We start from the raw sequence: 13,259 nt of genomic DNA on the forward strand, positions 1-13,259 counted from the left end.
TCACTCGGCCTCCGTGCTGAGGATGGTGTAGATCGCGTCTATCACGTCCTCGGGCGAGGAGACGTGCGCGACGACGACGTTGTCCTGGTCGTCGAGCGCCTTCTCCACCTCCTCGGCGTGCGTGGCGTTGATGGCGGTGCCGCCGGGTTGGGTCTCCACGTAGGCGTGGAGGTTCGCGTCTATCTCTCTCATCAGGGGGACGACGTTCTCCGTCGTGTCGTTCGAGGAGTTCTCCGAGTCGCCGGCGGCGAACACGTAGCGGTTCCACTCCGCCCACGGATACTGCTCGTCGAGAATCTCCTTGGCGAGGGCGTACGCGCTCGAGATGCGGGTGCCGCCGCCCGAGCGGATTCCGAAGAACTCGTCGCGGTCGACCTGCCACGCCTCGGCGTCGTGGGCGATGTAGACGAACTCGGCGTTGTCGTACTTGCCCGTGAGGTACCAATCCAGCGGCGTGAACGTCCGCTCGACCAGTTCGCGCTTCTTCTCGCGCATCGACCCCGAGACGTCGCGGATGTTCACCACGACGACGTTCTTCTCTTTCTCCTCGATTATCTCGGGGTGGCGGTAGCGCTCGTCCTCGCGGCGGAACGGCACGTCGCGCAGGCCGTCCCGGCGGATGCGCTGGAGCGTCGTCGACCGCTCGACGTTCTCCTCCATCTCCTCGAAGGAGGCCCATTTACCCCGCTCGTCGTCGGGAATTTTCGTCCACGCATCTTCGATCCACGGCAGCGACACGAGGATGTTCCGCTCGCGGCACCACCGGTAGACCGACTGGGCGTCCTGTCCCTCGACTTTCATCGCCTCGCGGACGAAGTCGTCGTCGAAGTCCATCGCGAGTTTCCGCTTCAGCCCCTCTTTGAACAGGCGCTCGAAGTCGAGGGTGCTGTGCGGACCCGACCGCGTCACGTCGGTGAAGTCGCCCTCTATCTCCTCGATGACCTCCTTTCCTTTGGGTTCGAGGTCGAGACCGAGTTCCTCGTCGAGTTCCTGGGCGAACTCCTCGGGGTCCATCTGGTAGTACTCGTGCTCGCCGCCCTCCTCGCCGGGGTCGCCGTCCTCGTCCCCGTCGCCGGGTTGCGGTTGGCCCACGGGTTGGCCCACGTCGGGCGTGCCGCCTTTGCCCTGTCCGACGCCGCCCTGGTCGAGGCGGTCGTACTCGAACTTTGGGAGGTCGACGACCTTGATGGGTATCTTGATGCTGTTCGGGCCGGACCCCCCGAGGTCGCCGTAACTGATGAACTCCGATAAGTCCTCGCGGCGGTCCTCGCCGACCTCGCGGAACCGCTCGATGTCCTCTCTCAGTCCCATCGGTGGCGCACCTCGTTCATGACCGCCCGCGAGGTGAGTTCCGCGGACGCCGGGGAGTAACCGTTCTCTACCATCTCCGCTATCGTTCGTTCTTTCACGCGTGCTGTCTCGGTGTTCGTCGGCGGGTCGTCCCACTGGGCGGGGTCGAAGTCCTCGAACAGGCGGCGGACGTCGTCCCACTCGTGGGTCTCGAGCACCGTTCGGATGACGGGTATCTCCGAGAGGTCCACGTCCGCGACGGTGAATCCCTCGTCTCTGTTCTCCCACGCGAAGCGGTTCAGCGCGGTGATGACCTTCTCGCGGCGGAAGCGTTCGACCGCCTCGGAGGGGTCGTTCCCGGCGTAGTCGCTCTCGGCGAACCGTCCGAGGTGTTCCACCTCGAACAGTTTCATCAACAGCGCGTCGGGGTCGACCGGGCCGCGGTCGGTCTCTATCTGGTCGCCCGCGTCCCACGCGTACACGTGCTCGACGTACTCCTCGACGGTCTCCTGTTCGACGTGCTTGTCTGCGAGGATGGCCGAGAGCACGTCCTCCTCCTGCTGGTCGAACACGCGGTCTTTCACGACGGCGACGCGGCCCTCGTACTCGGTGCGTTCGGCCCGCGAGAACACCGGCGCCTCGTGGAGGGTCTCGGCCATCGACTCCAGCAGGTCGCCCGGCATGATGACCGTGCCGACGTCCAACTCGGGGTGGTGTCTGTCGCGGTCCTCGTGCAGGAGGTCCGCGATGACGTCGCGGGTGAACGTGACCGGGATGCCGTGGATACCCTCGTTTTCGGCGTCGAAGTCGAACTCGTCGATGCCCTCGCGGGTGTCGCCGTCCTGCAGGTACCCCCGGTCGAACAGCGTCGCCTTGTCGACGAGGCTGTAGCCGTCGGGTACGTCGTCGCCGTCGAGTCGGGAGACGACCGAGTACAGCGCCGCCGCCTCGACGGCGTGCGGCGCGAGTTCGCGGCGCGTTATCTCGCCGGGACCGCTGCGCACGTCCACGAACAGCCCCTCGCGGATGCGCGTCTCGAGTTCTTTTCTGTCCTCGATGTCCCACACGTCCGTCTCGTTCGTCAGTTCGCGGCGGATGAGTTCGGTCTCAAGCGAGACGTTCGTCAGGTACCGGAACTCGTGTTTGTCGAGGCGGCGCTTCAGCGCCTTCAGCGGGTCGCGCCCGTTGCGGTCGGAGTACTTGTCGAGTTCCGCGTCCAGGTCGGGGTTCGAGATGATGAGCAGTTGCGTGTCGATGTCCATCCCGATGCCCTTGTCCAGTTTCACGTGGCTCTCGTCCGGCACGTTCAGGAGCTTCTGCAGCAGGTCCGCGTGCTGCGTCGCGTCCTCGACGATGGTGAGCAGGCCGTTACCCTGCGAGAGGACGCCGTCGTAGCTGAACGCCTGCGGATTCTTCCGCCCGCGCGAGTCGAGTTCGCGGAGCATGCTCGGCATCCACGATCCGACGAGTCGCTCCTTGGGCGTGCCGTCGTCCTCGGAGTGGAGGACGCCGATGCCGCGCCCCACGTCGACGACGTAGTTTTTCACCCGGAGGTGTTTCGGGTCGCTGACGGCGCTGAACAGGTCGCGCTTGCCGCTCCGGCGGTACTTCTCTTCGAGGTAGTCGTACGCCTCGCGGCAGAACGGGTCGAGTTCCTCGTCGAGGGAGGCGGGGATGTGGTCGGACGCGGCGGCGTTCAGGTCCTCTAAGAGGTCCCGGCGCACCTCCGGCGGAAACACCGACAGCGGGTGCGACTGCACGGGACTCTCGTACCAGTCGGACTCCTCCTCGGGGCCGTCCATCTCGCCGCCGTACGAGAGTCCCCTGCCGTCGGAGGCGGTGTTGACGTTCCACTCGACGGTGTATCGCCGCCCCGCCTCGGTCTTCGAGTACTCCCGCAGGCCGTTGATCAGACAGCGCTTCAGTTCCGATTTGCCCGTCGCCGTCGGCCCGTCGAACCAGATTATCTTCTCGCTCTTGCCGCGTTCGGCGGCGATGGTCCGCAGGTCGTCGACGAAGCGGTTCAGCACCTCGGTGTTGCCGAGAACCGCGTGCTCGCCGTCGTTTGACGGGTCGTCGAAAAAGCGGTAGCGCTCCCTCTCCTCGCCCTCCTCGATGACCGTGCGGGTCCCCGCGGCCTCGATGGCCGAGAGGAGGTACTTCGAGGCGTGCGAGGCGATGGCCGGCGACTCGAAGGCGGCGTCGACGTACTCCGCGAGGCTCATCGGCTCCTCGTAGGTGCCCCGGAGGCGCTCGTCCGCCCGACGGATGTAGTCTCTCGTTGGCTTCATGCTAGCCTTCCAACTCGGTCTTTGCCACCTCCGCGCCGGCGAACTCTAACACCTCTCTCGCGCCGTCGCGCGAGTAGCCCTGTTCGACGAGGGCGTCGACCCACGCGTTCCGTTCGTCGTCGTCCAGTTCGTTGGCGCTGACGAGCGCGGAGAAGTTGATGTTGTGCTTCTTGTCCTCCCAGAGTTTGCGTTCGAGGGCGCGGCGGAGTCTGTCGTTGTCCTGCGGGTCGAACGCCTGCCCCTCGCGGGCGCGGCGGGAGACCCAGTTGGACACCTCCTGTCTGAAGTCGTCCTTTCGGTCTTCGGGGATGTCGAGTTTCTCCTCGACGGAGCGCAGGAACTTCTCGTCGGGTTCCTGCTCGCGGCCGGTGAGTTCGTCCTGCACGGTGGCGTCGTCGATGTACGCCATCACGTGGTCCATGTACTTCTCGCCCTGCCGCTGTATCTCGTCTAAGTCGTAGGCGAGGGCGTGGCGCACGTCCTCGATGGCGCGCTCTTTGTACTCCTCGCGCACCATCTCTAGGTAGCGGTGGTAGCGTTCGAGGTTCTCCTCGGGGATGGAGCCGTGGTTCTCCAAGTTCTCCCCGAAGTGGGTGAACACCGACAGCGGCGAGATGTAGCCGCGGCCGCGGTGCGTCGAGTCCATGATGGCCTCGGCTATCTCGTCGCCGATGAAGCGGGCGGAGACGCCCTCCATCCCCTCGCCGATGTCCGCCTTCGACTCGGCCTCCTCGCGGAGTTTCTTCACGTCGATATCGTCGCCGTCGTCTATCTCGCCGTTGTACGCCTTCGCCTTCTGCGTCAGCGTGATGTTCCCGCCGTCGGGTTCGACGATGCGGGTGAGGACGCCGAACAACCCGGCCATCTCCAGGGTGTGCGGTTCGATGTGCATGTCCGGCACGTCGGCGTTCCGGAGCATCTTCCGGTAGATGTCGGACTCCTCGGAGTACTCGAGGACGTACGGGAAGTCGATGCGCTTGGTCCGGTCGTTGAACGCCTCCATCTTCTCGTCGCCCTTCTTCTCGCGGTACTCCGGCATGTTCGTCCGGCCGACGATGACCTGGTCGATGTCGATGCGCGGGTTGTTCTTCGGTTTGATCGTCTGCTCTTGGCTCGCGTGCAGGAAGTCGTACAGGAACTCCCGCTGGAGTTTCAGCAGTTCCTCCCCGGAGAACAGCCCCCGGTTGGCGTTGCAGAACGCGCCGGAGTAGTCGAACGCCCGCGGGTCGGACTCCCCGTAGACGGCCAGTTTCGAGTAGTTGACGTCGCCCGTCAGTTCCGTCTCGTCCTGGTTCTTCTTGTCCTTCGGTTCGAACGTCTCGACGCACTGGCGCTTGTTCTCGGAGGCGACCAGCCGGATTATCTCGATGTGGTTCTCGACGACTTCCTGTAAGTCGTCGTCGTAGTACGCCAGCAGTTTGTCCATGTAGAACTCCGAGGCGGGGTCGAGCGCCTGGTCGTTCCGGATGGTGTACGGCGCGTCCAGCGCCTCGTTCAGTTGCTCGATGACCATATCCCGTTGCTCCTGCGGGAGGAGCACGATGGGGTCTTGGTTCATCGGCGACAGGACCACGTCGTCGGAGGGGTCCTGGTCGCGGATGACGTCGGTGAGGTTGGTCCACCGGAACGTGTACATCCGGCCCTCGTCGCGCATCGTGTAGTCCTCGAAGTAGCGTCGGACCATCCAGTCGAAGTGGGACTTCCCGGAGCCCACCGGTCCGAGGAGGAGTTTGATACGCTTCTCGGGGCCGAGTCCGCGGGCGCCCGATTTGACCTTGTTGACGAACTCGTGGATGGATTCGTGGACCTCTCGGCCGTAGAACGTGTTCTCCCCGTCGTGGATGGGGTCCTCGGAGGCCATCTCGTACTCGACTATCCCGGCGTCCTCGTCGTAGTCGGTGCCGTAGTAGTCGAACATGTCGGCGACGCGTTGGTGCGCGTTGCGGGCAATTCTCGGTTCTTCGTAGACCTCGTCTAGGTACCACCCGAAGCTCTTCGCCTCGCGGAGGTCCGCAGGAACGGAGTCTTTGTAGTGCTTGCTCAGTCCTTCGAGGGTGTCGATATCGCCATTCATTGTTGGTGTACGGGTGTTGATAGAGCGACCACGTGCCCCCGTGCCTCGAGAGGGGGCGGACGGCCGAACCGCGCCGTTCGGACGCGGTCCGCGGTCGGTCGTATCGAACCGCCCGGTACGCGCGCGGGTCACGACCAACGGCGGCATAATCGGCGGCGAACGACGAGTCTTCGAGTGTTCGGCGGACGGTGCGCGGAGGGACGGTCGCTCGGTCCTGTCGACCGAGGCTGTCTGTGTGTGAGAGACACACACATATAAGTCTTCCTCGGATGTCTGACACCGTTATCGAACGACGGGACGGCGAAACGGCCGTTCTAGCGATACCGGACAGTACGGTGCTCTACACTGTACTTCGACACTGAAGGTAGGTAACACTCGACATATGTACTATTTGTGCGGGGTGGGCGTTCGGGTCGTCTCGTCGCCCGAACCGCGTCGGGCGGACCGAAGGTGATTCCTCGCTCGGACGGTACGTTCCACGCATGAGCGACGACGCGGCCGACGACCCGGAGGCGGCGGACTCGGAGTCGGCGCCGGCGGGGTGGACGGTGTGGAACGACGAACCCGGCGGCCGGCGCATCCTCGCGTACCGACCGGACGTGTTCAACGAGGGCAACTTCCATGCGGCGTACCTGCCGACCGTGTTCGTCTGGAACGGGTCCCGGGCGAACCGACCGGGATCCTCGCAGATCAGAACCGAGACGTGGCACGCCGTGCTCCGACTCGAACCGGACGTGGAGGGTCCCGTCGAGGAGTTCGACACGCGCGAGGCGGCCGTCGTCGGCGGGAACGAACTCGCGCGGCGATTCGCCGACGGCGAGGTAGAGTACCGGGACCTCTACCAGGTGCCGCCGGAGGCGTACCTGGATAAGTTGGACGAACTCACCGGTCGTGAGGCGGGTGAGAACGGGGCGCAGGGCGGACCGGGCGACGAGTAACGTTATCCGACCGCGCCGATTACGACTCTCACCATGACCACAGTCACCCTCATCGGCGACCGAATCGCGGAACCCGGCACGCAGTTCGTCTACCGCGGCCCCTCCTCGGCCTGTGAGGGCTGTCCCTACCGAAAGCAGTGTCTCAACCTCGAAGCGGGCGTGCGCTACGAGGTGACCGAGGTCCGCGAGAACGCGCAGTTGCTCGACTGCGCCGTCCACGACACCGGCGTCCGAGCGGTGGAGGTCGAACCCGTGCCCGTCGTCGCCAACGTCCCCGCGAAGGGCGCCTACGCGGGGAGCAAATCGAGCCTCGCGGGGCCGTGTCCGCACACCGAGTGCCCGAGCCACGAGTACTGCGTCCCCGAGGGCGCGGAGTTCGACCACGAGTACCGCATCTCCGAGGTTCGAGGGGACCCGCCGCACGAGTTCTGCTATCTCGACCGCGACCTGACGCTGGTGGAGTTCGCGCCCGAGAGCGAGTAGTCCCGGCTCAGTCGAGCGTGCCGATTCGGTCGGCGGCGTAGCCGAACACGTCGTCGTAGCCGTACGCGGAGAGCAGCACCGGATAGAACGGCCGGTCGGCGGTGAACGTCCGGTCGCCCGCGGCGGCGAAGCGGTCGCCCTCCTCGACGAGTTCGAAGTTGTTCACGAACACCTCGTACGTCTCGGCCGGTTCCTTCGGGATGCGTTCGAGCATCCGGTACACCGTCACCACGTCGTCCTCGCGCGTGCCCAGCGTGATCGGCGACTCCTCGTCCTCGACGGGCGCGGAGACGACGCCCGTGGCGGCGAGGAACGACCGAATCACCCAGTAGGCGTTCTCCTCGGCGTCCGCGGAGCCCTGCAGACCGCACTCGACTTCGATAGTGTGGGCGTGGTCGATGAGGCGGCCGCCGGCGAAGTCGCCCGTCTCGACGAGTTCGTCGATGGGGAGGTGGGGACAGATGGACCGCGAGACGGCGCCGACGTCGCCGACGAGGGCGAACGGCTTCGCGTACGACTGCGTGGAGTGGAGGGCGAGCGTCGTGCAGCCGCGGACTTCGCGGACCAAATCGGCCGCGAGGCGGCCCTCGTGAGTGTCCGCGTTCGCGTCACCCGGGAACGCGCGGTTGAGGTCCTCGTCGAGGTACCGGACGTCGGCGTCGAGAGCCTCCTCGTTGGCGACGATGAGCTTCACGGGGCGTTCGACCTCCGGTTCGCCGGCGACGAACCGCTCGACGGCGTGCGCACCGCAGGGCTCGTCGCCGTGGATCGAACCGATGACGGCGACTTCGGGGGTACCGTCCCCGAGTTCGTAGATTCGCATGACCAAGTTCACGGGGGCGAGAAGGAAAACGAGTTCGAATCGTCCCCCGACGGTCAGTGTTCGAGGTCCTCGGCGTACTCGTAGTCGGCGGGGTAGGCCGCCGTGCGCTCGCCGTCGAGCGCTATCTGCCAGCCGTGCAGCACCGTGGGGTCGTCGAGCGCCGCCCGAAGCGTCTCGCGGATGTCGTCGACGTCGACGCCGTAGAAGTCCGAGGGCGTCCCCCTCAGGTAGTTCAACGCCGTCTCGAACAGCGAGCGCATGCCGCCGTCGTCCTCGAAGTCGAAGTGCTTGTACGCGCCGGCCGCCACCTGTACCATCCCGTGGAGGAACGCGGACTCGACGCTGCCGCGGCCGTAGTTGTACCACTCGTCCTCGAAGCAGTCGTGCGACTCGTGGTACTCGGCGGCGTTGAACAGGCGCACGCCGTGTTCGGTGGCGCGGCGGAGCGTCGCGTGCTCCCACTCGCGGCGCTCGGCCCGCCACCCGGACGGGTCGCCGAGCGGGGGTGCGACGCTCGGGTCGCGGGTGTGGTCGTCCATACGGACAGTCTCACGACGGAGCAACCTAACGGCATCGCCGGTCCACCCTCCCGCGCCGCGGACGGCCGTACCTATATGCCCGACGCCGTCGTCCGTACGCCCATGAGCAACGGACTCAGCGAACTGCCGGGGGCGCTCGCCGCCTACGCGACGGGCGTCGGCGCGGCGGCCGGACGGGGGGCGTTCTACGCCTTCGTCTTCGTCGCCGCCTACGTCGGGATGGGCCTGTCACCGCTCGGGATGGGACTGGTTCTCGTCGTCCTCTGCGTCGCCCTGCCGGCCATCGGCGTCGCCGTCGTTCTCGAGGTACCGCCGCGGCTGAAATCGAGGTTCGGGTCGTCGTAGCGGACTGCCGCGGCGCAGTTCGGAACGTTTTAGCGGCGCGGTGTTCGAGCGTGTAACGCGCGAGGGTGGCCGAGTCTGGAAAAGGCGGCGGACTCAAGATCCGCTCTCGTAGGAGTCCGTGGGTTCAAATCCCTCCCCTCGCATCGCTTCTGCGAACGTCAGTGAGCAGAGCGATGGCTACGGAGAGTTTGAACCCGACCAGTCGCGCGCAGCGAACGAAGTGAGCGAGCACGTCTGGTCTCGGTTCAAATCCCTCCCCTCGAATTTTCGTCGACTCGAACGAACGTGAGAGTCGTGAAAATCGTACGAAGGGGTTCGAATCAGCGAGCAAATCTCTGATTTGCGAGTGCGGTTCAACTCCCTCCCCTCGCATGCGACATCGCCGAGCGACGGCAAGCGGTAGCTATCGCTCTGGTTCTGCACACGGCGTCCGAAAGAGAAGTCACCGTACGGACGGCGGATTCCGAATCCGTCCGTTCGCCGAAACGGATCAGCTGTCAGCGTCGCGGCCCGCGAGAACGGAGAGAGACCGCGTCAGTCGTCTTCGGCGTCCGGGCCGCCGTCGGTCATCATTCGCCCGTTCTGAGTGAGTATGTCGTCCGCGACGACGCGTGCGCGTTCGACGGACGGACAGGACTCCTCGGTGAACTCGCTGCCGAGCGTTTCGACGACGGCCATCACGTCGTCGAGTTCGCCGCGTTCCACGACGTCGGCGAACACGTCGTTGTAGGCGGTGGCTTCCCAGTGTTTTACCTGGTAATCGTCGGCTTGCGAGGCGACCGCGTACTGAAGCTGTTTTGCGGCGTCAGTGGGGTTCATATTCCACACGATGAGCCGTGAATACTAAAATGTACTCCGACTCGGAATTGAGTTAATCCAGCGGGTCGTCACGCCCCGTTCCCGAGAGGTAGGCGTCGAGGAGAGGAAGGAAGTCCCGGCCGCGGAGGTACCGAAGGCCGAAGTCCTCCGCCCAGTCGACGATGCCGGTGTCCTCGGTGACGATGCCGGCGTCGAGTTCCCGTGCGAGGATGAGGAGGTCGAAGTCCTCCCCGGAGTCGAGGACGCCCTGCCGGAGTTCCGTGCGGTACTCGGTACGCAGGTCCGAGACGACCCGTTCGGGGTCCTCGTCCCCCTCGCCCGCGCGCCTGACCGCCTCCTCGGAGACGCGCAGACCGCGGTTCACCCGGTCGGACATCTCGTGGACGAAGTCGTGGACGACGGCCGCTGGGACCATCACCTCGTAGCGCGCGGGATGTTTCTTGATGACCCACGTGTTCAACTGCGTCTCTATCTCCTCGTCGACGCCCCGGTCGTGGAGGATGCCGACGAGTTCCGCGTGCACCGACGGCGCCATGTAGCAGGAGACGCCCAAGGCGAGTTTCGCCCGCGCGATGGCGTCGAGCAGTCGGTACAGGGCGGCCTCCAGCGTCTCCCCCTCGATCCGTATCTCCTCGGAGAGGAACAGCGAGGTGTCGAGGACGAACCGCTGTTTCAGCGAGTACTCGGCCATTGGGCCGCCCTACGGCGGCATCCTATATGAGGAGTCGCACGGACGCGGTCGGTCCGACCCGCGACCCGGCCGCGACAGGAATATCATGAAAGTTTAAGATAGATTTATCTCCACCGGAGGCATCTATTGGGTTGCTGGTGCGCGAGGGCGTACCGGGCGACCGAACCGAACCTTCGGAAGGAGGGGAGGAACGGCGTCGACGCAAACACCGAACTGTCCGTCACAGGAACGTGAGGTCAACGCGTCGAAGGAAGACCGCGACGACCCGTCGCCGTCCCGAGAGGACGGGGCGAAGTCCAAGTACCGGACCACGCGAAAGCGGAGTTCGGGAAATCGGAAGACCCCCTAAGAAGGGAGCCCCGAAAGAGACGTGCGGGTCGAGGAAAACGCATCCCGCCCGGGCCTTAATCGCGCCTCAGTCTTCGATCCGTTTTCATCGCAGAGCCACGCGACCCGTCGCGAATCCGTCTCGTTTTCGATTCCGTCAGTATCACATCTACCCCGAGTCCGGAACTCACTCGCCGTCGACGACCCGTCGCATCGCCTCGAAGTATGCCGCCGCGACCAGGGGTTCCGACTCCCGCGTCGCCGCGATGCGTCGACAACCGTGCAGCAGCACCGCTCGCGTCTCCTCGTCGGCGACGTCGTGGTGGGCGAGCGTCTCGACGGAGTCGACGACGCCCTCGACGGCCCGTTCGTCGCGCAGACGGGCCGCGTCGGACCCGCGGTCCAGCAGGTCCGAGAGGTTTTCGCGCGCGTCGTCGGGAAGTTCGTCCGACACGTTCCGACCCAGTAGCGGGACGGATAAAACGTGTCGGAAACGCGTCCGGCGGCCTGGACGTGGTTCGGAGGCCGTGTGGACGACGGCCGCCGACGATGACTCGCAAAATCGACGGACGTGACGGCTGTGGTGACACCGACACCATCCGCAAGCGAAAAGAGGCCCGTTTCCCACCCTCCTGCATGGAACTCGACGAGACCGACCGCGCCATCCTTCGAATCCTACAGGAGGACGCCCGGACGCCCTTTAGCGAGATAGCGAGGCGCATCGACATGTCGAGCGCGACGGTCCACGACCGGGTCGGTCGGTTGGAGGACGCGGGGGTCATTCAGGGGTACCACGCGAAGGTGGACCCGCGGAAGGTCGGCTACGGCACGTCCGCGCTCGTCGGACTCCGCGTCGAACAGGGCCGCGAGGAGAACGCCCTCGAACGCCTGCGAGAGATAGACGGCGTCAAGGAGGTCCACCTCACGACCGGCGAGTGGGACGTGATGCTCCGCGTGTACGCCGAGGACACCGACGCCCTCCGCGACCTCATGTTCGACGAAATCGCCGAGATGGAGGGGTTCGCCCGGTCGCAGACGATGGTCATCCTCGGGACGGACTTCGAGGACCCGTCCCTGCCGGTGTAGCCCGGCGCGGGTCGACCCGCCGCCCGCGTGCGGGAGACCGGAATCCTCAACACCCGTCACGCCGGGGATTCGGGTATGGCTACGGTTGCAGAGCGCGTCGGCGCGGACCCCGAGCGACTGTGGGGCGGCACGGCGCTCGTCGCCCTCGTCGCCCTCGTCGGCGGCTCTATCGCCTTCCCCGAACTCGTCTACGACCGATTCATCTGGCACTACTTCTGGGGGCCGGTACAGGCGGACGCCAACTCGGCCGTCTGCGCCGTCCGCCCCGGCGGCGTCACGGAGTATCTGAGCAGTGCGAGCGCCTGCGCCGCGGCGGCCGAACCCGTCGCCTACCCCGGGTACACGCTCGTCTCCGAGGTGGGCTACATGCTGACGCTGCTGTTCGCCCTGACGGGCGTCGTCTTCCTCATGCGCCGTCTCGACATCGGCAGGAAGCGAAGCTTCTTCTACGCCCTCCTGCCGTTCATGTTCTTCGGGGGCGCGCTCCGCGTCGTCGAGGACGCGAACGACACGCCCGGGGCGGCGGAGGCGCTCATCTCCTATCCGTGGAACGCGCTCGTCATCAGCCCGGTCATCTACTTCACGGTCTTTCTCATCACGCTCGGCGCCGTCGTCGCCGCCGTCGCCCTCGAACGGACGGGGACGGTGGCCGACTACGAGCGACCGCTGTTCGGGTTCGGCGTCGCCGTCCTCGCCCTCACGCTCGGCTACCTGTTCTGGCTCGCCGCCTCCGGCGCGGAGGGCGTGGAGTTCTACCCGCAGGTGCTCGTCGTGATGCTCCTCGGCGCGACGCTCGCCGCCGGGGCGACGTGGTGGCTCATCGAGCGATTCGCCCCCGAGATAAACTCGGGCACCGAAACCATCGGCTTCGTCATCCTCTGGGGCCACGCCGTCGACGGCGTGGCCAACGTCGTCGGCCTCGACTGGATGACGGCCCTCGGCGCGGGGCCGAACCTCGTGCCCAAGCACCCGGTCAATCAGTTCGTGGTCGACTTCACGGCGAGCACGCTGCCCGCCTCAGTTCTCGCGGTGACGGGCGACGCGTGGCCGTTCCTCCTCGTGAAACTCGTCGCCGCGACGTTCGTCGTCTGGGTGTTCGAGGAGGGCATCTTCGAGGAGAGCCCGCGCTACACGATGTTGCTGCTCGTCGCCGTCCTCGCCGTCGGCCTCGGCCCCGGGACGCGCGATATGCTCCGCGCGACGTTCGGCGTCTGAAAAAGCGGGGCGCGGGGCCGCGCCGTCCAACCCTACTGCACCTTCTTCGCCGTCGAACGACCGCAGTCGGGGCACCGATACACCACGTGCGGTCGGCGCGAGAACTTCTCGTTTTCTCCTCGGACGTCGACTCGCGTCGTTCCTTCCCGTATCGAGATCGACACCTCGTGCGGCTTCGCCTCGCCGCAGCGAGCGCACTCCATGACGAGGGTCTCGGTGGGATGCCTGTCAGAGTCTTGCATAGGTTCCCCCTCACTAATTCCAGATATGGGCGCCGTAAGTAGTTTTTTCAGCTCTCAAATACTGTGTCGGGAGTTAGATAGTTCCGGACGGAACGC

Annotated in this window: 14 protein-coding genes and 1 tRNA gene; 6 read left to right on the top strand and 9 right to left on the bottom strand. The window is 65.7% G+C overall.

What is annotated here, in order from left to right; translation table 11 throughout:
- Genes C474_RS01325 through C474_RS01335 form a run of 3 tightly spaced genes read right to left on the bottom strand, consistent with a single transcriptional unit; the run spans position 1 to position 5,655 of the window.
- Positions 1–1,311: a YeaH/YhbH family protein gene (locus tag C474_RS01325; protein WP_008383190.1), complete on the bottom strand. Its 1,311-nt coding sequence runs from the start codon at positions 1,309–1,311 to the stop codon at positions 1–3.
- Complete coding sequence (locus tag C474_RS01330) at positions 1,302–3,581, bottom strand: PrkA family serine protein kinase (protein ID WP_008383193.1); 2,280 nt, start codon at positions 3,579–3,581, stop codon at positions 1,302–1,304. Before C474_RS01330 ends, C474_RS01325 begins: the two co-directional genes overlap by 10 nt.
- A 1-nt stretch (position 3,582) precedes the next feature.
- On the bottom strand, positions 3,583–5,655 hold the full coding sequence (locus tag C474_RS01335; RefSeq protein WP_008383194.1) for a PrkA family serine protein kinase: 2,073 nt from the start codon (positions 5,653–5,655) through the stop codon (positions 3,583–3,585).
- Positions 5,656–6,137: 482 nt separating this feature from the next.
- Between C474_RS01335 and C474_RS01340 the strand changes: the two genes are divergently transcribed.
- Entirely contained in the window at positions 6,138–6,593 is a 456-nt protein-coding gene (locus tag C474_RS01340; protein WP_008383198.1) for a DUF5820 family protein, read from the top strand.
- 33 nt (positions 6,594–6,626) lie between these two features.
- Entirely contained in the window at positions 6,627–7,076 is a 450-nt protein-coding gene (locus C474_RS01345; RefSeq protein WP_008383200.1) for a UPF0179 family protein, read from the top strand.
- Between the two features lie 7 nt (positions 7,077–7,083).
- Here C474_RS01345 and C474_RS01350 read toward each other — a convergent pair whose 3' ends face one another.
- Both C474_RS01350 and C474_RS01355 read right to left on the bottom strand, forming a co-directional pair.
- Complete coding sequence (locus tag C474_RS01350; protein WP_049916624.1) at positions 7,084–7,899, bottom strand: M14 family metallopeptidase; 816 nt, start codon at positions 7,897–7,899, stop codon at positions 7,084–7,086.
- Between the two features lie 53 nt (positions 7,900–7,952).
- Positions 7,953–8,438: a DUF309 domain-containing protein gene (locus C474_RS01355; protein ID WP_008383204.1), complete on the bottom strand. Its 486-nt coding sequence runs from the start codon at positions 8,436–8,438 to the stop codon at positions 7,953–7,955.
- A gap of 102 nt (positions 8,439–8,540) precedes the next feature.
- Between C474_RS01355 and C474_RS01360 the strand changes: the two genes are divergently transcribed.
- On the top strand, positions 8,541–8,783 hold the full coding sequence (locus tag C474_RS01360; protein WP_049916625.1) for a hypothetical protein: 243 nt from the start codon (positions 8,541–8,543) through the stop codon (positions 8,781–8,783).
- 59 nt (positions 8,784–8,842) lie between these two features.
- A tRNA-Leu gene (locus C474_RS01365) sits at positions 8,843–8,926 on the top strand.
- A 391-nt stretch (positions 8,927–9,317) separates the two neighbouring features.
- Here the strand turns inward: C474_RS01365 and C474_RS01370 are convergent.
- The 3 genes from C474_RS01370 to C474_RS01380 form a co-directional block, all read right to left on the bottom strand.
- Positions 9,318–9,602 carry a hypothetical protein gene (locus C474_RS01370; RefSeq protein WP_008383207.1) on the bottom strand — a complete coding sequence of 95 codons (285 nt, stop codon included), beginning with the start codon at positions 9,600–9,602 and terminating at the stop codon, positions 9,318–9,320.
- Positions 9,603–9,654: 52 nt separating this feature from the next.
- Positions 9,655–10,293, bottom strand: coding sequence for an RNA ligase partner protein (locus tag C474_RS01375; RefSeq protein WP_008383209.1), 639 nt, complete (start codon positions 10,291–10,293; stop codon positions 9,655–9,657).
- Positions 10,294–10,807: 514 nt separating this feature from the next.
- Complete coding sequence (locus C474_RS01380) at positions 10,808–11,074, bottom strand: hypothetical protein (protein WP_008383210.1); 267 nt, start codon at positions 11,072–11,074, stop codon at positions 10,808–10,810.
- 182 nt (positions 11,075–11,256) lie between these two features.
- Here C474_RS01380 and C474_RS01385 point away from each other — a divergent pair, with 182 nt between their 5' ends.
- Together C474_RS01385 and C474_RS01390 are read left to right on the top strand one after the other, a co-directional pair.
- Positions 11,257–11,706 (top strand): Lrp/AsnC family transcriptional regulator, encoded by a 450-nt coding sequence (locus tag C474_RS01385; protein ID WP_008383212.1) that lies wholly within the window; start codon positions 11,257–11,259, stop codon positions 11,704–11,706.
- 75 nt (positions 11,707–11,781) lie between these two features.
- Positions 11,782–12,921, top strand: coding sequence for a DUF63 family protein (locus tag C474_RS01390; protein ID WP_049916626.1), 1,140 nt, complete (start codon positions 11,782–11,784; stop codon positions 12,919–12,921).
- A gap of 32 nt (positions 12,922–12,953) precedes the next feature.
- Here C474_RS01390 and C474_RS21925 read toward each other — a convergent pair whose 3' ends face one another.
- Positions 12,954–13,163: a DUF7835 family putative zinc beta-ribbon protein gene (locus C474_RS21925; protein ID WP_152421575.1), complete on the bottom strand. Its 210-nt coding sequence runs from the start codon at positions 13,161–13,163 to the stop codon at positions 12,954–12,956.
- Between the last annotated feature and the right edge of the window lie 96 nt (positions 13,164–13,259).

The organism is Halogeometricum pallidum JCM 14848 (assembly GCF_000337095.1).
Taxonomy (GTDB): Archaea; Halobacteriota; Halobacteria; order Halobacteriales; family Haloferacaceae; genus Halogeometricum; species Halogeometricum pallidum.